The 19,333-nt window shown below is 48.6% G+C and carries 23 protein-coding genes and 1 pseudogene; 17 read left to right on the top strand and 7 right to left on the bottom strand.

Annotated features, from left to right (window positions below; genetic code table 11):
• The first annotated feature begins 516 nt into the window (after positions 1–516).
• From N7386_RS19980 to N7386_RS19955, 6 genes and pseudogenes are all read left to right on the top strand, one after another.
• Positions 517–1,066, top strand: a pseudogene (locus N7386_RS19980) (YbhB/YbcL family Raf kinase inhibitor-like protein).
• Between the two features lie 17 nt (positions 1,067–1,083).
• On the top strand, positions 1,084–1,842 hold the full coding sequence (locus N7386_RS19975; RefSeq protein WP_279770608.1) for an AraC family transcriptional regulator: 759 nt from the start codon (positions 1,084–1,086) through the stop codon (positions 1,840–1,842).
• A gap of 31 nt (positions 1,843–1,873) precedes the next feature.
• The gene (locus N7386_RS19970; RefSeq protein ID WP_279770606.1) at positions 1,874–2,224 is read left to right on the top strand and encodes a YkvA family protein; all 351 of its coding nucleotides are present in this window, start codon (positions 1,874–1,876) and stop codon (positions 2,222–2,224) included.
• A gap of 178 nt (positions 2,225–2,402) precedes the next feature.
• Positions 2,403–3,800 (top strand): hypothetical protein, encoded by a 1,398-nt coding sequence (locus N7386_RS19965; protein ID WP_011718600.1) that lies wholly within the window; start codon positions 2,403–2,405, stop codon positions 3,798–3,800.
• Between the two features lies 1 nt (position 3,801).
• Complete coding sequence (locus tag N7386_RS19960; protein WP_220054088.1) at positions 3,802–4,839, top strand: acyltransferase; 1,038 nt, start codon at positions 3,802–3,804, stop codon at positions 4,837–4,839.
• A gap of 131 nt (positions 4,840–4,970) precedes the next feature.
• Positions 4,971–5,528 (top strand): hypothetical protein, encoded by a 558-nt coding sequence (locus tag N7386_RS19955; protein WP_279771081.1) that lies wholly within the window; start codon positions 4,971–4,973, stop codon positions 5,526–5,528.
• A gap of 78 nt (positions 5,529–5,606) precedes the next feature.
• Here the strand turns inward: N7386_RS19955 and N7386_RS19950 are convergent, their stop codons facing one another.
• The 4 genes from N7386_RS19950 to N7386_RS19935 form a co-directional block, all read right to left on the bottom strand.
• Positions 5,607–6,188 (bottom strand): lipid-binding SYLF domain-containing protein, encoded by a 582-nt coding sequence (locus N7386_RS19950; protein WP_011624854.1) that lies wholly within the window; start codon positions 6,186–6,188, stop codon positions 5,607–5,609.
• Between the two features lie 138 nt (positions 6,189–6,326).
• Positions 6,327–7,259 (bottom strand): hypothetical protein, encoded by a 933-nt coding sequence (locus N7386_RS19945; protein WP_279770601.1) that lies wholly within the window; start codon positions 7,257–7,259, stop codon positions 6,327–6,329.
• A 55-nt stretch (positions 7,260–7,314) separates the two neighbouring features.
• Positions 7,315–7,716, bottom strand: coding sequence for a nitrous oxide-stimulated promoter family protein (locus N7386_RS19940; RefSeq protein ID WP_011718580.1), 402 nt, complete (start codon positions 7,714–7,716; stop codon positions 7,315–7,317).
• 104 nt (positions 7,717–7,820) lie between these two features.
• On the bottom strand, positions 7,821–8,180 hold the full coding sequence (locus tag N7386_RS19935) for a DsrE family protein (RefSeq protein ID WP_279770599.1): 360 nt from the start codon (positions 8,178–8,180) through the stop codon (positions 7,821–7,823).
• 252 nt (positions 8,181–8,432) lie between these two features.
• On the opposite strand from N7386_RS19935, the gene N7386_RS19930 reads away from it, so the two are divergent.
• The 7 genes from N7386_RS19930 (at position 8,433) to N7386_RS19900 (ending at position 14,088) form a co-directional block, all read left to right on the top strand.
• Positions 8,433–9,350, top strand: coding sequence for a hypothetical protein (locus N7386_RS19930; RefSeq protein WP_279770597.1), 918 nt, complete (start codon positions 8,433–8,435; stop codon positions 9,348–9,350).
• A 205-nt stretch (positions 9,351–9,555) separates the two neighbouring features.
• A complete protein-coding gene (locus N7386_RS19925; RefSeq protein ID WP_023266006.1) occupies positions 9,556–9,867 on the top strand; it encodes a hypothetical protein in 312 nt (103 codons plus the stop codon).
• Positions 9,868–9,878: 11 nt separating this feature from the next.
• Positions 9,879–11,333, top strand: a complete 1,455-nt coding sequence (locus N7386_RS19920) for a protein adenylyltransferase SelO family protein (protein WP_279770594.1) — start codon at positions 9,879–9,881, stop codon at positions 11,331–11,333.
• Positions 11,334–11,344: 11 nt separating this feature from the next.
• The gene (locus N7386_RS19915) at positions 11,345–11,638 is read left to right on the top strand and encodes a DUF3630 family protein (RefSeq protein WP_086017278.1); all 294 of its coding nucleotides are present in this window, start codon (positions 11,345–11,347) and stop codon (positions 11,636–11,638) included.
• Between the two features lie 10 nt (positions 11,639–11,648).
• Positions 11,649–12,695 carry a serine/threonine protein kinase gene (locus N7386_RS19910; RefSeq protein WP_279770591.1) on the top strand — a complete coding sequence of 349 codons (1,047 nt, stop codon included), beginning with the start codon at positions 11,649–11,651 and terminating at the stop codon, positions 12,693–12,695.
• Positions 12,696–12,814: 119 nt separating this feature from the next.
• A complete protein-coding gene (locus N7386_RS19905) occupies positions 12,815–13,426 on the top strand; it encodes a thiol:disulfide interchange protein DsbA/DsbL (RefSeq protein WP_279770589.1) in 612 nt (203 codons plus the stop codon).
• A 449-nt stretch (positions 13,427–13,875) separates the two neighbouring features.
• Complete coding sequence (locus N7386_RS19900; RefSeq protein ID WP_011624366.1) at positions 13,876–14,088, top strand: DUF1107 domain-containing protein; 213 nt, start codon at positions 13,876–13,878, stop codon at positions 14,086–14,088.
• On the opposite strand, the gene N7386_RS19895 is transcribed toward N7386_RS19900, so the two are convergent.
• Entirely contained in the window at positions 14,085–14,306 is a 222-nt protein-coding gene (locus tag N7386_RS19895; protein WP_089066742.1) for a cell division protein ZapB, read from the bottom strand. The two genes, N7386_RS19900 and N7386_RS19895, sit on opposite strands and share 4 nt — an antisense overlap.
• A 179-nt stretch (positions 14,307–14,485) precedes the next feature.
• Here N7386_RS19895 and N7386_RS19890 point away from each other — a divergent pair, with 179 nt between their 5' ends.
• Together N7386_RS19890 and N7386_RS19885 are read left to right on the top strand one after the other, a co-directional pair.
• Positions 14,486–15,991: a Na+/H+ antiporter NhaC family protein gene (locus N7386_RS19890; RefSeq protein ID WP_279770586.1), complete on the top strand. Its 1,506-nt coding sequence runs from the start codon at positions 14,486–14,488 to the stop codon at positions 15,989–15,991.
• A gap of 56 nt (positions 15,992–16,047) precedes the next feature.
• Complete coding sequence (locus tag N7386_RS19885; RefSeq protein ID WP_279770584.1) at positions 16,048–16,404, top strand: RidA family protein; 357 nt, start codon at positions 16,048–16,050, stop codon at positions 16,402–16,404.
• 159 nt (positions 16,405–16,563) lie between these two features.
• Here the strand turns inward: N7386_RS19885 and N7386_RS19880 are convergent, their stop codons facing one another.
• Positions 16,564–16,899, bottom strand: coding sequence for a hypothetical protein (locus N7386_RS19880; protein WP_089066744.1), 336 nt, complete (start codon positions 16,897–16,899; stop codon positions 16,564–16,566).
• A gap of 17 nt (positions 16,900–16,916) precedes the next feature.
• A complete protein-coding gene (locus N7386_RS19875; protein ID WP_164717902.1) occupies positions 16,917–17,183 on the bottom strand; it encodes a Rho-binding antiterminator in 267 nt (88 codons plus the stop codon).
• Between the two features lie 70 nt (positions 17,184–17,253).
• Here N7386_RS19875 and N7386_RS19870 point away from each other — a divergent pair, with 70 nt between their 5' ends.
• Both N7386_RS19870 and N7386_RS19865 read left to right on the top strand, forming a co-directional pair.
• Positions 17,254–18,069, top strand: coding sequence for a DUF1223 domain-containing protein (locus tag N7386_RS19870; protein WP_279770582.1), 816 nt, complete (start codon positions 17,254–17,256; stop codon positions 18,067–18,069).
• Between the two features lie 156 nt (positions 18,070–18,225).
• Positions 18,226–19,317: a branched-chain amino acid aminotransferase gene (locus N7386_RS19865; RefSeq protein WP_011624359.1), complete on the top strand. Its 1,092-nt coding sequence runs from the start codon at positions 18,226–18,228 to the stop codon at positions 19,315–19,317.
• Positions 19,318–19,333 lie beyond the last annotated feature (16 nt).

Here is a 19,333-nt window from a genome sequence, read left to right as displayed (position 1 = left end):
ATGTGAGCCATGATTTTTGATTTCCTCTTCATATACAACTCCATTATGAGATTAGAGAAAATGGTTGGTAAGTTTTATTACGGGTTTGAGTTTATCTATGTGTTATCAATAAAAATATGATCCGTGTCTTATTTTTAATTAACTGTAATTATTTATTTCAATGTTTTTATAAAAATAAATACAGTCAATCATCCTTAAGTATCATTAGCTAAATAACGAAAGTAAATATTGTCAGTTTATTTTTAAAATTAAAAAATGCATAAATTTATAAATAATAAATATCTAATTCCACTCTAGTCGCTGTATTTATATGTTTGGCAATTTATAAGGCATGCTATGTTTGAATAAAAATGCAGTTAATGTCTTTACAAAATCACTTAGGTGCTTAAAGATGACAAAAAGTCGACACTTTTTCTCAATTTTGAGCATTTAGGGAAGAAACTTGGCGTTTTGAGGCAGGTTTATGACCTGGAGCTGACGTAAATTAGCGGTGTTACGTATCTATAGGAGACAGTGATGAAGCATTTACATAAGTGGATAGTCGGACTTGGGTTATTAACGGCGGTATTCAGCTCGGCGCAGGCCATGACCTTATCGAGTAAAGATATTGGTGAAGGTCAGCAATTATCGAATCAATTTGTTTTTAATGGGTTTGGCTGTAATGGTGAGAATCTTTCTCCCGAACTCACTTGGAGCGACGCCCCCAAGGGCACAAAAGCCTATGCGGTGACAGCCTATGATCCCGATGCGCCTACAGGCAGTGGTTGGTGGCACTGGGCCGTTTACAATATTAACGGCGATCAACAACAGCTAGCCCAAGGTGCGGGCATCTAAAGCCAATGCCTTACCTAAAGGAGCGATTGCGCTAAAGAATGACTTTGGCACCACCGACTTTGGTGGCGCTTGCCCGCCGCAGGGGCATGGCATGCACAGATATATATTTACTGTGTGGGCGCTGGCCTCGCCATTAGAGTTACCTAAAGAGGCATCTCCTGCGCTATTAGGCTTTATGCTCAATGCACAGGCCCTAGGTAGCGCTAAGCTGACCGCTGTGTATCAGCGTTAATAGTGCAGGGCTGATGCATGATCCGCATGTTTGAATACGACTCTAAACTGGCGCAGTCACTTTCGCGGGTACCTGTGCATCAGCCCTCGATTATCCGTGTGATCCAAGGGGAGAAGTCGCTGCTCTGGCAAGATGATGCCCTAGCCGTGAATGCTGAGCAGCTATTATTGTTACCCGCCGGAAGCCATATCAGCTTCGTCAATCAACCGATGAGTGGACGCTATCGAGCGGTGCAACTCCTCTTGCCCTATGAGTTGCCCACGGGCGTTATGCTGGCGGCGACCGACAGGGTGATACCTAAACCCACGCAAACGATTTCACGCTCGGTCGATTTTGCCTGGAATGCGCTATTGCACAGCCTGACCTTGGCGCTACCCACGTCGGTGCAGATGCATTATTTAGCCGCCTTGCTGCTCAGTCTGCCGCAGCAAGCGAGCGTCAATTGGCTCTACAGTCATAAGCCTGCAAATGTGAGCCAAGCTGTGCTGGGCTTATTGGGGCAACATCCTTCAGCCCCATGGCAGCAAGAGGAAATCGCCGATAAGTTGCATATGAGCAGTGCCAGTTTAAGACGTAAACTGGCGCAGGAAGACACTAGTTTTAGGCAATTGCTCGCCGAAGTGCGTTTGTGTCAGGGCTTAGCACTATTGCAAAACTCTACGGATTCCGTGCTGCAAATCGCCTTGGCCTGCGGCTATTTATCGGCAGAAAAATTCTCGGCACGCTTTAAACAGGCCTTTGGCCTGACACCCGCCGCGTATCGCCGTACACTGTGAGCTACGTTAACCGTCATTACAAGGAGTCGACATGGCAGAAGAACAATTCACTGAGACTGGTTTTTGGAACAAAATCAAAATGTTTGGTCGTCAGGCTGGGCGTGAAGTGGTTGAGCGTGCCCTGTGGCTTTATTATGCGGCGCAAAAGCCCAATACGCCTAAGTGGGCCAAGACAGTGATTTTTGGGGCCTTGGCTTACTTTATCTCGCCCTTGGATGCGATCCCGGATTTAACACCTTTAGTGGGCTTTACCGATGACTTGGGCGCCTTAGCGGCGGCGCTCACTATGGTTATGCTCTATATTGATGATGAGGTGAAATCCCAAGCGGCGGATAAGTTGGCGCTGTGGTTTGGCGATGAGCCGGCTGAGCCTAAGCCTTAGTCGCGAAAATAGCTGCATCTTTTAGGCTAAAAATATGATTTTATTAGTGGTTAATGAATAGGCTTTACCCACGTTTTTTAAGGGTAAAAATATTTTTTGTGAAACGTTTCACTATTGGTTAATTGCGCTATATGCTAGCGCTGTTTTGTGAACCCATTGTGTGTGTTTAGGCAATTAAATGAAAAATATTATGGCGGTGATCCTGTGGTTTTTAGGAGTCTCTGCCGCCACCCCCGTGTTCGCCGATAAGGCCTCGCCAGAACAACTCGCCCGCCTGTACCTCGATTTTATGGCTCAGACCAGTCGCCAGAGTGAAGCCCTGTGGCCAGGATTTCGTCTCGACGATAAAGTGCATCTCTTCAGCTATGCAGGCAATGTGTGGTTGCGCCAACCCGGCGGTGAAATTATCCAAGACAACAGCGTGTTAGAGTCGGTTAACTTGCACTCTGGACTGTCGATTAACTTTGGTTTCCCGCAATATCAAGGGCAAGCGGGTGTGCTTATCCAGCTCGAGTCGCCCACGATTCAATTCGATAGCACGACTAAAACCGCCGATTTACCTTTTGTGATTTGGGCTGGCAACAGTGTGCACGAGGCGTTTCATTTTTATGCCCAATCCGAGTGGCGGGTGTTGGAGGATGCGCGTCGATATGAAGGAGAGGTTTATCCGCTTAACCTCGATGCTCGCTATTACCGTTTACAACTGTTTAATGCCTTGATGGCAGCCTTAAAACAACCCGAGCAGCAGGCGCAGTATTTAGGCTATGCCGCTTACTGGCTACAAGTGTGGCGGCAAACGGCGCCTAACGAAGATAAAGTCAGTTATGTAAATGACTTGGTCGAAGGCAGTGCGCGCTATGTCGAGTTAATCGCGGGAGCGCGTTTCTTAAGTCAAAACCAGTCTTACCTCGGCTATCAGCAAATCCTGTTGCAGTACGTGCAGGATTATTATCAACAGCAGCAAATGCTTGGCGGCTGGACGGCCGAGGCCGAGAATATCGGCGCGCTGGCTGGCATATTGCTCGATAGCACTCAAGATGCCTATGTGTGGAAGGAGTCAGTGATGTCGGGCATGTTGCCCGTGGATTTACTGCTGAGTCGCATCAAGCCGATTGCTCCGCCCGTTGCCCAGAATATGGCGCAGAAGAAACGGCTGCAGGACATGCTGGCCTACTATCCGGCGACGGAGCAAAAACTGACCCAGTTACTTAAGGATGTGCAAGACCCGAAAGTGCCGTTATTGGTGATGCCGAGTGTGAGCGATAGCAGCAGTTTTATCGACGTGGGTGAGGTGCGTTCTGGGTTTTATGTGGTGCCCTATCAAGAAGAAATGACCCAAGCCTATTTAGGTATGAGTTCACAATTCAGTAACTTAAATGTGAGTGGTAGTCCGTTGTTGGATGTGCCATTACAGAATTATTGTGAGGGCATTGAAGCCGCAACTCTGTTACCTTTGGGGTTCACCTTTCAGCGCGAAGGTCAGTATTTGGTGTTCAATGAGCCGGAAATCCATGGCACCATCCGGGTTTCTGCAAGTGTTGTTGAGGGAAGAACCCTCTACTGTGCGATGAATTAATATGAGAAAAAATCAGCTCGAATTTACCTACATGCGCGGCATCGCGATTATTTTTATCGTGCTTGGCCACAGTATTTATAACTCTGGGGAAGGGTTTCCGTTATTGCTGGAAAATTTACTCAGGGGGGGCACGGCGTTGTTCGTGTTTATCTCTGGCTATTTTTTCCATCGGATTTTTTATAAGGACTTCGATTACGGCAAGTTTATGAAGAATAAAGTGCAAAACGTACTTTATCCCTTTTTGGTCGTCTCTGCCGTTGGCTTGTTCTTCTTGTGTTTACGTTGGTTTTTCTTGGAACATCAGTCGCTTGATAAGCTACTGTTGAGCGTTTTCTATACCGTACGTAACGGCTACATCCTGTATCCGCACTGGTATATCCCGTTTATCATGGCGGTGTTTTTATTCTCGCCAGTGTTTTTGTGGTTTATCCGCTGCTCGCAGCAGATGCGTTGGACCCTATTCGTGCTGAGTTGTGTGGTGGCGATTCTGCTCCACAGACCCATAGGTAACGTCAACTTTATCCACTCAGTGGTGTATTTTATGCCTTTCTATTTGATTGGTATTTTATATTCCCAAGATGAACATATTGTGACGCGCTATGGCTCGATTTTCAGTGCGTTAGCTGTCATCTTCCTAATTGTGAGTCTGGTTGAGCAAAGCTACATAGTGCAGCACATTGGTAACTACCATAAGGCGCCTTTTGAATATAACGGTATCGATTGGCAGTTTATCCAAAAGCTGAGTCTGTGTGTGCTAGTGCTTAACTTCTGTGATTGGTTGTCGAAACGCAGCCGCATCCCTTGGTTAGTGGAAACCGCCGAGATGAGCTTTGCAATTTTCTTCATCCACCCGTTATTCGACATGTTGTTTAATACGGTCGCCACTGTGTTGCGTTATCGCTTACCGCCAGGGTCTTGGGTCACTAGCATCCTGTTCTCGGCGGCGATTTTTACCTTCCTGATGGTGGGCAGTATTATCACGGCTCGCTTTATCAAAAAACGTTTAGGCAACCGTTCACGTCTGTATATCGGTTGGTAACGCCTCTAAGCTAAACAGGGGAATTAAGTTTAAATTTATTCCCCTGTGTTAGCGTGTTTTTCATCGAATTTTCCATGGAAAACATAATGAAAACTATCACCCTACCACGCCTTGGAATCGTCGGCCTTATGATGGCGACGCCGGTATTTGCCAATGCGGCGACCGAACCTGCACTTGCCATGGCGCAAGAGACTTTCTTCAATCAATTAGCATCCCATTGCGGTAAAGCCTTTGCGGGTAAAGTAGTGTCAACGGACAGTGCAGATGCGGCTTTTCGTGATAAAGCGCTGGTGATGCATGTGCGTGAATGCAGTGATACTGAGCTGAAAATCCCCTTCCATGTGGGTGATGACCACTCTCGTACTTGGGTGATCACGAAAACGACTCAAGGCTTAAGGTTAAAGCATGATCACCGCCATCAAGACGGGACGGAAGATAAAGTGACTATGTATGGCGGCGATACGGCGAGTGTCGGCAGCAGCCAAAAGCAGTCATTCCCCATCGATCAGCCATCGATTGATAACTTTATGCAAAATGGCCTGACCCAGTCAGTCACCAATGTGTGGCATATGGAAGTTACGCCAAGCACTTTCAGCTACCTGCTGACCCGCGAGAATCGTCATTTCCAAGTGGATTTTGATTTGAGCCAACCGCAACCTTTACCGCCAGCCCCTTGGGGACATGAGTAAGCACCATCGAGGATAAAAGAAAACCTCCTAACCCTGTGGGATAGGAGGTTTTTTTAATGGGGACGACATGACTAAAGCTTAGTTGCCTCTGGGCTCGAAGGAGAAGGATTGTCCCGCCAGTGCGGCTTCAAACATTAATCCGCCCTTGGCTACCGTGAATACCGCCATACCATTGATATAGGCTGCGGTTGCCGATTGATTACCACCTGCTTGGCCAGCACCTGCCGAGTTACCTGTGGTGCCCGCTTTAGCATTAGCGCCCATGTTAATCGCAACAGCCGAGGCCTGGGCATCAAACTCAAAGCTGCCACTGGTGAACTCGTTGTAGGATTTGGCGTCCTTAAAGAAGATGATTTCGCTATAGGCTTGTCCGCCTAGCTGAAAACCGATAGAAAGTTGGGTCAGGCTAGAGTCTCCCATATATTGCCCCGCTTGAAAGACGCGACCTTTGCCGTAAGCGGCGCCAATACCTATTCCGCCTTTACCGACAGTGGGGAAAAGGGCATAACCATAGGCGGTATCAAAGAATTTGCGCGTTTCCTTTGCTTGGTGAAAATTATTTAAAGCCTCGGTGTAGCTATCGTCGGCCTGAGCCGCGGGTGCCATAAAGCTGGCAATCAGACAGGTTGATGCGACGATAAGGGATAAAAATGATTTCATGGCGTTCCTCCTTAATGCTTAGGTTCCATCAGACTACCTTTTGTTTTAACAAATGACAGCCTAAAGCTGCATTTGTGTCAGCTCGGGTTCAGTTTATTCAGTGTGGCATATTGCCAGTTTTGATTACTCAGTGCTGATTTAGTTCTGTGGCTTTGGGGGCGTATCGGTCGATTTTTCTTTGTTATCGGTTGATTCCTGCTGCAGTTGTTGCAGGAATTCAAACTCTTCGGGCGTGAGTATCTCAGAAGATTGAGGCTCTGCCTTTGGCTGTGGGGCCGACATATGTCCTCTTAGATAGGCGGTGCGGGTGATCTGCTTGAGGCCATAAGCTGCCAGCAGGTAAAAACTTAACAGCAGGCTTAAGCGTGGCAGCGCGTGGGATAGGGTCGAGAGTGAATGCCCAAGATAAAAGGGGAGCACTACCACAAATACCCTTAACAACCAGTTAAATAGCATGGCTAAGGTCAGGCCGAACAACCAGCGGAAACGGATCAGCTTTAAGGTTTGCTGCGGTGCATCGTTATTCTGTTGCTGGCGCAGTTTATGCCGTTGGAACAGTCGCCAAAGCGCAACAAAATAGGTTGCCGTTTGGATAAACAGCAGCAGAGGCAAGGCCAGACTCCAATGGCTGAAATCGATATCTTGCCGATATTTAAAGAATTCCGCCTGAAACCAAATCGCATTTTTGTGTAGATTCAACCGCACCGCGATATCAATCATGGCCAAGCATAGGGTGAGTAGTGCTGGCCAATAATGCCGCGAAAAGCCAATGGGTGAGGTGTTTTGCTCTAGACTGCGTTTGCAGTAGAGGTAGAGCAGCGGCATGAGCAAGAAGTAAATCGGGGTGATCAGGTTAAATAACACATGGATAGGGATCGGCGTGTTATCGCGGTTGAGCATGCCCGTCAGGAAGTACAAGCCGATAAGACTCAAGAAGCCCGCAAGCAGTTTTTGGTTATTGTTTGAGTGGTAGAAGTAGCGAATATAAATAGCTAACGCGAGGCAATGTAAGCCACCAAATAGGGATAACCACCAATAGGCTTGAGCAAAAAACGTATTAAATTCGTTCATTTTAAGCACCTCGACGCCTTGTTATAACAGGGAATTTCGAGGTGCAAAAGTGTTACTAAAGGTTTTTCTGTGAAATTGCGATGCGTTGATGGCGATTAGATGCCGCCTCAGGTACAGATGCGGGTACTGGCTGACGCTCTGCTAGTAAGTGTTTGATTGCGCGAATGGGATGCGGTAACAGCATTCGTGGGCCAGCGAAAATCATGATCTCTTTGACCTGCGCCTTTTGCGCCGGTTTATAGCAGTGCACTGGGCACTTATTGCAGGTGGGTTTATCTTGTCCGTAGGGGCAGCGATCGAGGCGAACGGCGGCATACTCTAGCAGCGCTAAACACTCTTCACACAGTCCGGATGCCGTTTGGCCTTGGTGCTTAGCTTTGCAATAGATCTTCGCCATCGCGCTAATGGTTTCATGTTCGTAGCGCAGTTTACCTGTGAGTAGGGCCGCTGAGTCCATGGGAATACCTTAGTCTGTTACTCGGATAATCCCATCATAAGCAGCGGCGCGGGCTTGTTCAAAATTGAAGTGTCAATTTATGAAGATGCGCACAAAATGAGACTTTAAATATGCATCACCTTATCGGCGGCCAGCGTCCAGCGAGTGAGATCCTGCAAAGTGCCAATTTCGGCGCCCTCGAGCAGCATCTCGGGGTTAACGCCCCGCGCTTGGGCGCAGGTTTTACAGAGTAAAATCGGGACTTGCTGAGCGCTTAGGATCTCAAACATCTGTTGTAGGTTGTAACTGAGGTCCGGAGTCGTTTGATGCTTAAGGGCGCCAAACACCGCATCTGACATTAAAAAGATTCTTAAATCAACTTGTTGCTCGGTTTGGTCCTTCAGCGCCAACGCGATACGTAGGCTATTGAAGAGCTTTTCAGTGCCATAGGGGCTGGCGTGGGCAACGATCAGAATGTTTTGCATTAGGCTTTCCTTAATTTTTGCAAATGGTCATAAACCCTAACAGTCTAGCCGAATTGCGCCTATCGATTTGCGTGCAAGATCGGATAAAACGGCATAAATACTTGATTTACACAGACACTATGGACTTTAATAGCGGTTAATCTCTGCTCAACTTTTGGACAGAATCCCTTGTCAGCTTCAGGTTATTGAGTCGCCCTGGCAAGCCAACTGCAATCGCTTCTGATGGGAAGCAGCCATTAAAGGTGAAGAAGAATGAAGGTCGTTGTCGTTTTTATACTGATCGCTATCGGAGTGTTTTTATTTCGTCGTGCCCAGCGTTTGGCGAAGGAAGAACAAGAAGCAATGATGGCGAAGAAATCAACCGAAAAGACAAGGGATACAAGCGCTTCGCCCGATGAGGCTGAACCCACGCCTGACATTGCTCCTGCTGCGACGAACGAGTCAGCGGCCGCTTCTGCGGCCAAAGCACCCGAAGTTGAATTAATGCCTAGGGACGTTGAGTCCACGAGTCGGGTCGAGATAAGCGAAGATATTATCGATGTCGAGATCCCCGCTGCTAGCAATGAAAAGAGTGTGATTATCCTTGCCGATGTCCATTCTGCCGATGCTGATAAAGACTCTACAATCCCTAAGGATGAAGCTCCGGTCACCAAGGCGAGTGAGGCCCAAGAAGAGTCGGTAGTCGTCGACACCCCAGTTAAGGCTAAAGAAAGCGCCGAGAGTTCGCCTGAGGTGGCAAGCACTCGTTTGGCAAAAGACGAACCACTTGCAGCACTTGGTTCATGGGCGAATGTGACCCTGCAACGTGCAGCAGAAGAATACCAAAGTGCAGAGACGGCATTGGCTCGCTATAACGCGTTACAAAACGTGATTGCCGAGTGCTACAAGCAGCGCAAATCGGCCGAATATTTAGCCTATGGTGCAGCGCTGCATGGGTTGTATCTTGCGTTATTCCACAGTGCGAATGCCGAAAAGCCCAAAGATCTTGAGCTTAAAACCCCAGGTTTTATGCAGCTTGCGACCCTGTTAAACGATACCCAAGACTTTGATAAAGCAATTGCGCTCTGCCAAGAGGCGATCAAACTTGGTTTAACGGATGGCACAGTCACGGGATTTGAAGGACGAATTAGCCGTATCGAGAAGGCGCAGGCGAAAGCGGTGACGGCCTAAGGTCGGATTGTAGAATTCGAGCTTTTGGCGCTCAAACGCGCTTAATAATGCGCTTGAGATACCCTTAGCCGAAAAGCGGTTATTTAACTGGGTAAAGCCGTGTAGAATCCTGATACTTACCGCGCAAAAGGCGAACTAAGGTTCGCTTTTTTTATGGGCTATTTTTATGAAGTGTGTTGCGAGCTGTTTTAACCGAATTGTCAAAATGAAATTATCCTTGGCCATCTTGTTTGCCTGCCTCAGCCTTGGCTTGAGTGGTTGCACTAAAACCCCCGAATGGACGCTATTCTATTATCCTGCGGCGACCTCACTGCCAACGACGCCATTACAAACCGATGATATCAATGGTTATTACGACACCCTCGAACAATGCCAACGCAAAGCCCAAGGGTTACAACGCTTAACGGGATCGGGTGTGAGTGGTTTCGAGGCCAGCGGTGCCGGCGTCTATCAATGTGGCCTGCAGTGCGAGTTTAACGACAAGTCCGTGCTCGTGTGTAAGCAGCTCGTTCAATAGGAAAAGCATTGATGAAGTTTAAACAGGATTTTTTTACCCAGTTGCCTGAGTTTTACGCTCAAGTCTATCCGCAGGGGATAAGCAATCCCCATTGGCTGGCGTGGAGTGAAGATGCCGCCAAGTTAATCGACTTACAACAGCCGACGGATGCCTTATTGCAGGGATTATCGGGTAACGCGGCCGTTGAGGGCGCAAGTTATTATGCGCAGGTGTACAGTGGCCATCAGTTTGGTGGCTATACGCCTAGATTAGGCGATGGTCGCTCGATTATCTTGGGTGAGGCATTAGGTCCCCAAGGCGCATGGGATGTGGCGCTCAAAGGCGGCGGGCCGACGCCCTATTCTCGCCATGGAGATGGCAGAGCCGTGATGCGCTCAGCGGTGCGGGAGTTTCTGGTTTCCGAAGCGCTGCATCATTTAGGTGTGCCGACGACCCGAGCATTGGCGGTGATTGGCTCTGATATGCCCGTCTGGCGTGAGAGCCAAGAAACCGCAGCCATTACCGTGCGTTTGGCGCGCAGCCATATCCGCTTTGGTCATTTCGAATTTTTCTGCCATAGCGAGCGTGGTCAAGCCGATAAGCTGGCGCAGTTGCTCAACTTTACCTTGAAGCAGCATTATCCGCATTTGAGCTGCGATCTGGCGGGCTATAAAGCCTGGTTTTTGCAGGTAGTACAAGATACCGCTAAGCTCATCGCCCATTGGCAGGCTATCGGCTTTGCCCACGGGGTGATGAATACCGACAATATGTCGATTTTGGGGGATAGTTTCGATTTTGGCCCGTTTGCCTTCCTCGATACCTTCCAAGAAGACTTTATTTGCAATCATTCCGACCCAGAAGGGCGGTACGCCTTTGGTCAGCAGCCCGGCATTGGCCTGTGGAACCTGCAACGTTTAGCACAGGCGTTGACGCCTGTGATCCCGTCCGATGATCTAATTGCCGCCTTGAATCAATATCAGCATGCTTTAGTGCAGCATTATTTGATGCTGATGCGCGCTAAGTTAGGGCTGGCTGAGCGAGTGGATTCGACAGCCGAGCAGGATCAGCAGGACTTAGAACTGATTGGCCGCTTTACCGTGCTGATGGAGAAAAATCAGCTGGATTACAGCAACACCTGGCGCCGCTTCGGTCAACTTGACCCAAGCAGTGTGCACTCGTCGCTGCGGGATGATTTTATCGATCTCAAGGAGTTTGATGCTTGGTATCAGACCTATCAGGCGCGGTTGGGTAAAGTTGCTGATGTTGAGGCTTGGCAACAGGCGCGTAATAGCGTCAATCCCAAGTATATTCTGCGCAACTATTTGGCTCAAGAGGCCATTATTGCCGTGGAGGAGGGAAATCTTGCGCCGCTAGAGCGTTTGCACCAAGTATTGCGCCAGCCGTTTGCCGAACAAGTTGAGCATGAAGATCTGGCCAAACGTCCACCCGATTGGGGACAAGGGCTGATTATGTCGTGCAGCAGTTGATGGAAGTAAAGATGAAATTAGAAGCCATTCAGTTAGATAGAGCCGCGTTAAGCTTAAGTGTGAGCGGCGATATCGATTTTGACCATTTCGAGGCCTTTGCCGAGCCATTAGCCCATGCCTTAGACTGCCGAGTGCGCGAGCGCCAATGGGGCGCGGATCGCCATCAATGGCTATTGGAGTTTGAGGGCACCTCGCTTTGGCTCAATTATGAGTTTTACGGCAATATCTGTTGGCTGAGTGTGGAACGTGAGGCCGATTTTGAGGTGCTGGAATACCTTGCCACACTGTTAAAGTCCTATGTATGAGAGAGTCGCAATGAGCCAAGATAAGTTAGCCCCATCTCAGGGGACGGTCGATGATACGCATTCGGACGCAGCCTTTGACTTTCAAGCCTTAACGCCGGATTTGATTTTAGATGCGATCGAGAGTCTTGGGGTGTATCCCGAGACAGGCCTACTCGCGCTCAATAGCTACGAAAACCGCGTGTATCAATTTCGCAGCGATGAAGGGCCGCGCTATGTGGTGAAGTTTTATCGCCCCGATCGTTGGACCGATGCGCAGATCCAAGAAGAGCACGACTATGCCATCGCCCTTGCCGAACAGGAAATCCCAATGGCGGTGCCCGCATCTGTACAAGGGCAGACCTTGCATCATTTCCATGGCTTTCGCTTTGCACTGTTTCCCTCCATCGGCGGTCGTCCCTTCGAAGTGGATAATTTAGAGCAGTTGGAATTTGTTGGGCGTTTTATCGGTCGTATACACCAGTACGGCGCGCAGTCGACGTTTAAGGCCCGTGAGCCACTGAATCCCCAGATTTTAGGCGATGAACCTTTAGCCTGGTTAAAGCAGTCAGACTTAGTGCCAAGCACACTGCGCCCCGCGTTTTTTACCGTAGTAGAGCAAGTGCTGGCGAAGGTGAATCGCATTTGGGTGCAGCAATCTTTTACGCCTATTCGTCTGCATGGGGATTTGCACCCGGGGAATATTCTTTGGACTCCCGATGGGCCTGGGTTTGTGGATTTAGACGATGCCCGCATGGGACCGGCTATTCAAGATTTATGGATGATGCTGACGGGCGATAGAGCGCAGCAGCAACTGCAACTCGAGGTATTACTCGAGGCCTATGAAGAGTTTTGTGAGTTCGATACTCGGCAGTTGGCGTTGATTGAACCCCTACGCGCATTACGGATGGTGCACTATAACGCTTGGATTGGCAGGCGTTGGCAGGATCCTGCTTTCCCTATGCATTTCCCCTGGTTTGGGGATGAAAAGTATTGGGAGCAGCAGATCTTAGCCTTTAAGGAGCAACTCGCGGCACTCGATGAGCCGCCGCTGAGCCTGATTCCCCTACTAAATGTGTGAACAGGGTGGAATTACGCACCTCTTAGCCCAAACCGATTGAACTCTCGGCTTGAGTTACACTCAAAAAATGAAATATGTTAGGCTCCAGCTAGTTTTGAAAATTGATTTAAGGAAAATTCATGAAAAAAGCATTACTTATGGTGGCAGCGCTGTTATTGGCTCCATTAACTGTATCGGCAGTTGAGTACAAAGAAGGCGTACACTACACAGTGATTAACGACGGCCCAGCGACAGCTAAGCCTGAAATTACCGAGTTTTTCTCTTTCTATTGCCCACATTGCTACAACTTCTCTAAAACTGTAGTGCCTAAAATTTTGGCTGAGAAGCCAGAAGGTGTGGCATTCAATCAAGCCCACGTAGACTTTATCGGTAAGGAAATGGGCGTAGAAATGTCACGCGCCTTTGCGGTAGCGCACCAACTGAATGTGGACGATAAAATGGATGTGGCCCTCTTTTCTGCCATCCATGAAAAGAAACAACACTTCACTAACCGTGATGACGTGCGTGCCCTGTTCGTGGCTAACGGCGTTGACGGTAAGGCCTTCGATTCAGCCGCAGACTCCTTTATGGTGAAAGCGCAAATGGCGAAGATGAAGCGTGATACTGAAAACGCGAAGATTTCAGGTGTGCCTGCATTAGTGGTGAATGGCAAGTACCGCGTCGAAACGGGTGCGATCAAGTCTTACGATGAGCTGTTAGATATCGCTTATTATTTAGCTAAGAAACAGTAATGATCACCAGATTGCCGCTGTTTTATCATCATTTTGTAATCTAACTGATTGATACTGCGAGCATAAAATTAAAGGAGCCTAGCGCTCCTTTTTTATTGGGTGTGATTGCCTAGTCTGCAGAGCGCAATTGGGTCGTGTTGTGCTTAGCCGAAATTTGGCAAAAAAAACCGTACTTCCGATGATGGAGAGTACGGACTTGAGTCATATGACTCATTTTTACCCTGAGTAACGCAGATGATTCTAAGGGCGCGTCAAAATAATGTCAATAGTCAAAATTTTGACTGTTGAGTTAACTTGTCGTGGAGTTTTTTATTATCTAGGAAAATCAAATGACTAACGGTTTTGAAATGTAAATCTTGAAAATATTACTTAAAGGATGAAACTCAATTGGTAATCTTTCTGTCAAATAGCAGTAGTCAATAACAACAAGAAAGCATGTAGGGGGTTGTATGAGAGTTTTCCCTGTATACGCACCGAAGCTGATTGCAAAGCATGCGCGTATTTTTCTCACTGGCGTGATATGGGTTAAAGACTTAGGTCGATTAGAATTTGAAAAGGGGCGTTTTTTATTGCCAAGAAAAAGCCTGCCAAAAGTGAAGCAGGCTATCTTAGAGCTGAACGAACTGATTGAATCGCAGAATCATCAAACTAAAACAGCTTAGATTTCACTGTTGAGCAGGCCAACAAGTCCGGTGACTTTGTCGTTCCAAGAAGCGAGTTCTTGTTGCAGTTGTTGGTTTTGCTCAGATAATTGTTGATTTTGCTCACTCAAGGTCGACGTCTTTTGCTTCTCTTCCTCTAGCTCCATTTTTAGAAGCTCGATAGTTTCGAGTGTAGCCTGGATCTTGGTTTCCAGTTTGGACAGTAATTCAAGGCTCATCTGGAGAGTCCTATAGTTTCTGGATGGGACTGTGATTCTAGCAGTGCCAATAGCATAAGGAATAGCAGTCTTTGTCGTTTGGTTAAAAAATGCCCGATAACCGCGTGCGAATTTAAGTTTTTTTGCATTTGTTACTAACTCGTTAGTATTCTTGGGTTTATTTATTATCGGAAAGGCCCATGTCGCCGAATCTGCTTGCGATACTTCCCCTGTTATTAACCCTAGTGCTAGCCCTTTGGCTACGGCGTACCTTAGTGGCACTGGGTGTCGGTATCCTCTCGGGCGCCTTAATCATTGCCCACTTCGATATAGGGCAAAGCTTGGGCTATCTCTTGGAGATAGGCGCTAAGCAGTTTTACAGCCAAGGCGCTTGGCAGTGGTGGCATTTAAACGTGCTGATGGCCATGTTGCTGCTGGGCAGCATGACGCAGCTCCTCGCCAGAAGCGGTGCGGTAGAGCAATTTGGTGATTGGCTATATCGACGTATTCGCACGGGGCGACAGGCGCGTATTGGTGTGGTGCTGTTGGGCTGGCTAGTCTTTATCGATGGTATTTTTAGTTGCCTCGCCGTGGGTCATGTTTGCCAACCTCTGAGCCAGCGTTATGGCATCCGTCAGACGCAGTTGGCCTATTTAGTCGACTCTAATGCATCGCCGCTCTGTTCGCTCTTGCCTTTTTCTAGCTGGGGACCCTATGTGATGGCGCTCTTGGCGGGACTCAGCTTTTTACCCGTCTCCGCCCTTGAGGCCTTCATCGACGTCGCCTTATTCAATTTTTATGCGATAACCACCTTAGGCTTGTCGCTGATTGTGGCTTGGTTTGGGATGGGGTTTCGCCCCATCGAGAATGCAGTATTGGTGGCAGATCCCGTTGAGCCAAGTTTAACTCCCTCCCAAGGCAATCCTTGGTTGCTTGCGATTCCCATGCTGACCTTACTGTGCGCCTCTGTCGGTTTAACTCTCTGGTCTGGCGCGCAGCAGGTGCCGTCATGGGATGTTTCGGCCTGGTTAGCTAAAGCCGATATTGGCGCAGCGATGCGCGATGCCTGTCTGTTATCGACCTTAGTGACGCTAGTGTTGTTGATGTTGTCGGGCCGAAGCATAGGGAAACTGCTGGGGGACTTGGCGCATGGGGTGCGGATGATCGCCTTTGCCATCGCGATTTTACTCTGTACTTGGATGATAGGCGCAGTGATCCAAGATCTGGGCGTGGCGAGCTTGTTAGCGGCTTGGGCTAAATTGTACTTATCCCCGAGTCTGCTGGTGGCGGGGATGTTTCTACTCTGCGCTATCATGGCCTTTACCACAGGCTCAAGCTGGGGCACCTTTGCGATTATGATCCCCATCGGTGGGGAAATTGCCCATAACATGGATGTCAGCTTGCTGTTACCTGTATTGAGTGCGGTGATGGCGGGCTCGGTGTTTGGCGATCATTGCTCGCCGATTTCCGATACTAGCGTGCTGAGTGCGACGAGTTCTGGCTGCTTACCCCATGACCATGTGGTGACTCAACTGCCGTTTGCATTAATCGGAGCTGGTGCGGCATTAGTGGGATTTCAGTTAGTTAACTTATCGGTTGCAACCCTATTCGTGTGGTTTGGGGTCATAGGCACTGCGCTAGGGTTATTGGCCTTAATGACACGCTTTTATCCACCTTGGCTGAGCGCTCGTTCGCAGACAAACTGAGCCTTTCGGGGTAGAATGCCTGCAGAATTAACCATTTGATTTAAGAGATTATCCCTATGAGCATTACCCGTTTAGATGTTGGTACACGTATGAGCAGCATAGTGATCCACCAAGGCACAGCGTACTTATGTGGCCAAGTGGCGAAGGATAAGTATCAAAATATCACCGAACAAACGACGACTATGCTAGAGGAAGTCGACACTCTGTTAGCGCAGGCGGGCAGCTCTCGGGAACACTTGTTGTCAGCCACTATCTATCTAAAGGATATGAATGACTACGATGCCATGAATGCCGTTTGGGATGCTTGGGTGCCACAGGGCCATGCGCCTGCCCGTGCTTGTGTGCAGGCGGCCATTGCCGAGCCAGAATATCTGGTTGAAGTTTCTGTGATTGCCGCCGTCGTTAAGGCGTAACTCGCTTCTAATCTAAGTTAGCAGTAAAGCTAAGTTGAACTTGGCTTTACTCGCCCTCAACCATTGCTGCCTTAAATGTTATGGCACATCTACCATGACAAGGCTACGCCACGGGATCTTCAATTAGAACGCGATCATTAGCTAGAGCAAGATCTTCAGTTAGAAATAGCGGGCTAAGTTCGCCGGAATATTGGGGCGGTGCGAGGAATACTGCGCCAGTAAGCCTTGAGCGATGGCCCCTATATCCAGCGTTGGTAAACCTTGCTTTATGATGGTCGTGGCCCAAGGTGCGTGGTGCTTGAGTTGGGCATAATGTTCAGTTTCAACAAACCGTGCCAACGAATAACTGCTACCGCCTAATCCATGTCCCCAACCTTCGCTAACGTCAAAGGGAGAATCGAGTCGCTCGCTATCAAACTCCACCAAGTAGGGGGACTGACCGTGGTGACCTCCTGCCCAATCGCCTAATTCCAGCAACAGTATCATCCTTGTCATTTATTTATGCTCCTTTACTACCGGCTTGCAATCATAACACGGCCAAAACTGGCATGGGGATCTGTGGGAGTGATGGCGATAATGCTATCTAGCCGCAGTGTTTGCTGACCAGCTTGATGTTCGACGACCAGCCATTCAGTCTTATCGGCGTGGGTCTGGGTCGTGATTGCCCGTGCTTGGCACAGACTGCCGTCCTGCAATTCAATGTCGAGGCGATAGCCGTGCATACAGGCCAGCTCAAGGTAGTCGTAGTGGGCACAGGGGATCATTTTGTAGTCAGACATCATCTTTGTTCTCAGTTGAATGATTTAGATGTAATTCAAGGTCTCATACTCAGCGATAGGAGAATTGAATATGAAGTGCATCTTACTCGTTGGTCTTTTGTGGTTGCAGTTTTGGCAACCCGTATTGGCTCAGTCGTTGGCGCCTTTTCAAGCGCAGAGTGCCGTGACTCGCCCCTATATTATCGAACTTTATACGTCACAGGGCTGCAGTAGTTGTCCGCCCGCCGAGGCTTGGTTATCTGAGCAGTTTAATAAGACCGACCTATGGCAGAAATATTTTCCGTTAGCCTTTCATGTGACGTATTGGGATTACCTAGGATGGAAGGATATTTTTGGCCAAAGGGCTTTCAGTGAACGCCAATATCAGCATTTAAACCAAAAGCATACGCGACAAGTGTATACACCGCAGTTTGTGATTAATGCTAAGGAGTGGCGTGGGTGGTTCTCGGGTGAGTTAAATGGGAACTTTGCTATGCCTCAACCTGAGGTGGGTGTGCTTAAGGTGAGTATCGCCAACCAGCAGCTTGAGGCGAGTTTTGAGCCGCTGTCCACTTGGGCGCAGGATAAAGACTTGCATCGAGTGCGTTTGCATTTGGCCTTGGTCGGCTCGGGTTTTACGACTGAGATCAAACGCGGCGAGAATCGCCATAGGCAATTAACCCATGATTTTGTGGTGCTGAGTTTGCAATCTTTGCCCGCGAGTAGAGTGCTTGAACATGCCAAAGACCCTACGCTGCAGTTTACCCAATCCCTCGATGCCATTCCCGCATCAGCGTTTAGTGCGCCCCGTTTGGCGTGGGTGGCCTGGTTAACGCTAAATGAAGAACCCATACAAGCCGTGGGCGGCTGGCTTGAGGCGCCGCAGGGCGATATCCAAAGTCAATAAGGGGAGTCAAATGAAGCGATTTGCCCTAACGGCAAGTTGTTAAGACATCTTTTTAACCGCTTATTTTATCGGCTAAGACTTTTAGATGAATCTCACCTATTGACTTTATTCCTGCCGCTACCTAGTCTGCTTGTTCAGTAATCAAGGTGGTATGCGATGGAAATAAAATACGATTTAAAACCTGCGTCCGAACGCCGTACTGAGCAATTCAAGCCCGAAGGAAATGTGGGCTTCGGTAGCCTCAGAACCGATCATATGTTTTTAATGGATTATCGCGATGGTGAATGGCGCGATCCACGTATTGTGCCCTACGGTCCGTTTGAAATGGCTCCGGGTGCGATGGCCCTGCATTATGGTCAGTCAATCTTCGAAGGCGCCAAGGCCTTTATGCATGAAGATGGCGAAATTTACACTTTCCGTATCAACAAAAACGCCGAGCGTATGAATCGTTCTGCGGATATTGTCTGTATTCCTAATATCGATGAGCAGATGCAAATCGATGCGATCAACGCCTTGATCGACGTAGACCGTCTCTGGTTCCCGATGCAAGAAGGTGCCTGTTTATACATTCGCCCCTTTATTTTTGCGACCGAAGACCGTCTGTCTGTGAGTCCAAGTACGCGCTACACATTCTGCGTAGTGTTAAGCCCAAGTGGTGCTTACTACGCGGCGGGTGTGAATAAAGGTATTCGTCTGCTGATCAGCAAGACTTACCATCGCGCCGTATCGGGTGGTACTGGCGCCTCTAAAGCGGCGGGTAACTATGCTGCCTCATTGCGTGCCGGTAAAGCTGCCGCGCAGTTTGGTGCATCACAGGTGCTGTATTTAGATGCGAACAACCAACAGATTGAAGAAGCGGGTGCCATGAACCACTTCCACATTCTGAAAGATGGCACAGTGATCATCCCAACCTTCACCGATACCATCTTAAAATCCATTACCTCGCAATCCATTATGGAGCTGGGTGAGTTACTCGGATGCGAAGTGCGCCAAGAGACTGTAATGCTGGATAAGTTTATCGCCGATATCGAATCTGGTGAGATTATCGAAGCGGGTGGTTTTGGTACAGCTGCCGTGGTATCTGCTGTCGGTTCCTATATTTTTGAAGATGGCCGAGTGGTGACCGTGGGCAACGGTGAAGTGGGTGAGCATATTCAGCGTATCTACAAGTTGTACACCGATATCCAGAAAGGCCATATCCAAGGCCCGGATGGCTGGGTGAAACGTGTTGAGCGTGTCGCACCTTAATCGTGAAATGATTCAA

Origin of the sequence: Shewanella sp. GD04112, from assembly GCF_029835735.1 — a bacterium.
Classification (GTDB): domain Bacteria; phylum Pseudomonadota; class Gammaproteobacteria; order Enterobacterales; family Shewanellaceae; genus Shewanella.
The sequence above is the reverse complement of the archived record's forward strand: the minus strand, read 5'-3'. Positions and strand labels throughout refer to the sequence as shown.

Excerpts from the sequence above, each read along its gene's own strand:
- N7386_RS19975 (WP_279770608.1), top strand. The coding sequence starts at position 1,084 with ATGATCCGCATGTTTGAATACGACTCTAAACTGGCGCAGTCACTTTCG.
- N7386_RS19970 (WP_279770606.1), top strand. The coding sequence starts at position 1,874 with ATGGCAGAAGAACAATTCACTGAGACTGGTTTTTGGAACAAAATCAAA.
- N7386_RS19965 (WP_011718600.1), top strand. The coding sequence starts at position 2,403 with ATGAAAAATATTATGGCGGTGATCCTGTGGTTTTTAGGAGTCTCTGCC.
- N7386_RS19960 (WP_220054088.1), top strand. The coding sequence starts at position 3,802 with ATGAGAAAAAATCAGCTCGAATTTACCTACATGCGCGGCATCGCGATT.
- N7386_RS19955 (WP_279771081.1), top strand. The coding sequence starts at position 4,971 with ATGGCGACGCCGGTATTTGCCAATGCGGCGACCGAACCTGCACTTGCC.
- N7386_RS19950 (WP_011624854.1), bottom strand. The coding sequence starts at position 6,188 with ATGAAATCATTTTTATCCCTTATCGTCGCATCAACCTGTCTGATTGCC.
- N7386_RS19945 (WP_279770601.1), bottom strand. The coding sequence starts at position 7,259 with ATGAACGAATTTAATACGTTTTTTGCTCAAGCCTATTGGTGGTTATCC.
- N7386_RS19940 (WP_011718580.1), bottom strand. The coding sequence starts at position 7,716 with ATGGACTCAGCGGCCCTACTCACAGGTAAACTGCGCTACGAACATGAA.
- N7386_RS19935 (WP_279770599.1), bottom strand. The coding sequence starts at position 8,180 with ATGCAAAACATTCTGATCGTTGCCCACGCCAGCCCCTATGGCACTGAA.
- N7386_RS19930 (WP_279770597.1), top strand. The coding sequence starts at position 8,433 with ATGAAGGTCGTTGTCGTTTTTATACTGATCGCTATCGGAGTGTTTTTA.
- N7386_RS19925 (WP_023266006.1), top strand. The coding sequence starts at position 9,556 with ATGAAATTATCCTTGGCCATCTTGTTTGCCTGCCTCAGCCTTGGCTTG.
- N7386_RS19920 (WP_279770594.1), top strand. The coding sequence starts at position 9,879 with ATGAAGTTTAAACAGGATTTTTTTACCCAGTTGCCTGAGTTTTACGCT.
- N7386_RS19915 (WP_086017278.1), top strand. The coding sequence starts at position 11,345 with ATGAAATTAGAAGCCATTCAGTTAGATAGAGCCGCGTTAAGCTTAAGT.
- N7386_RS19910 (WP_279770591.1), top strand. The coding sequence starts at position 11,649 with ATGAGCCAAGATAAGTTAGCCCCATCTCAGGGGACGGTCGATGATACG.
- N7386_RS19905 (WP_279770589.1), top strand. The coding sequence starts at position 12,815 with ATGAAAAAAGCATTACTTATGGTGGCAGCGCTGTTATTGGCTCCATTA.
- N7386_RS19900 (WP_011624366.1), top strand. The coding sequence starts at position 13,876 with ATGAGAGTTTTCCCTGTATACGCACCGAAGCTGATTGCAAAGCATGCG.
- N7386_RS19895 (WP_089066742.1), bottom strand. The coding sequence starts at position 14,306 with ATGAGCCTTGAATTACTGTCCAAACTGGAAACCAAGATCCAGGCTACA.
- N7386_RS19890 (WP_279770586.1), top strand. The coding sequence starts at position 14,486 with ATGTCGCCGAATCTGCTTGCGATACTTCCCCTGTTATTAACCCTAGTG.
- N7386_RS19885 (WP_279770584.1), top strand. The coding sequence starts at position 16,048 with ATGAGCATTACCCGTTTAGATGTTGGTACACGTATGAGCAGCATAGTG.
- N7386_RS19880 (WP_089066744.1), bottom strand. The coding sequence starts at position 16,899 with ATGACAAGGATGATACTGTTGCTGGAATTAGGCGATTGGGCAGGAGGT.
- N7386_RS19875 (WP_164717902.1), bottom strand. The coding sequence starts at position 17,183 with ATGTCTGACTACAAAATGATCCCCTGTGCCCACTACGACTACCTTGAG.
- N7386_RS19870 (WP_279770582.1), top strand. The coding sequence starts at position 17,254 with ATGAAGTGCATCTTACTCGTTGGTCTTTTGTGGTTGCAGTTTTGGCAA.
- N7386_RS19865 (WP_011624359.1), top strand. The coding sequence starts at position 18,226 with ATGGAAATAAAATACGATTTAAAACCTGCGTCCGAACGCCGTACTGAG.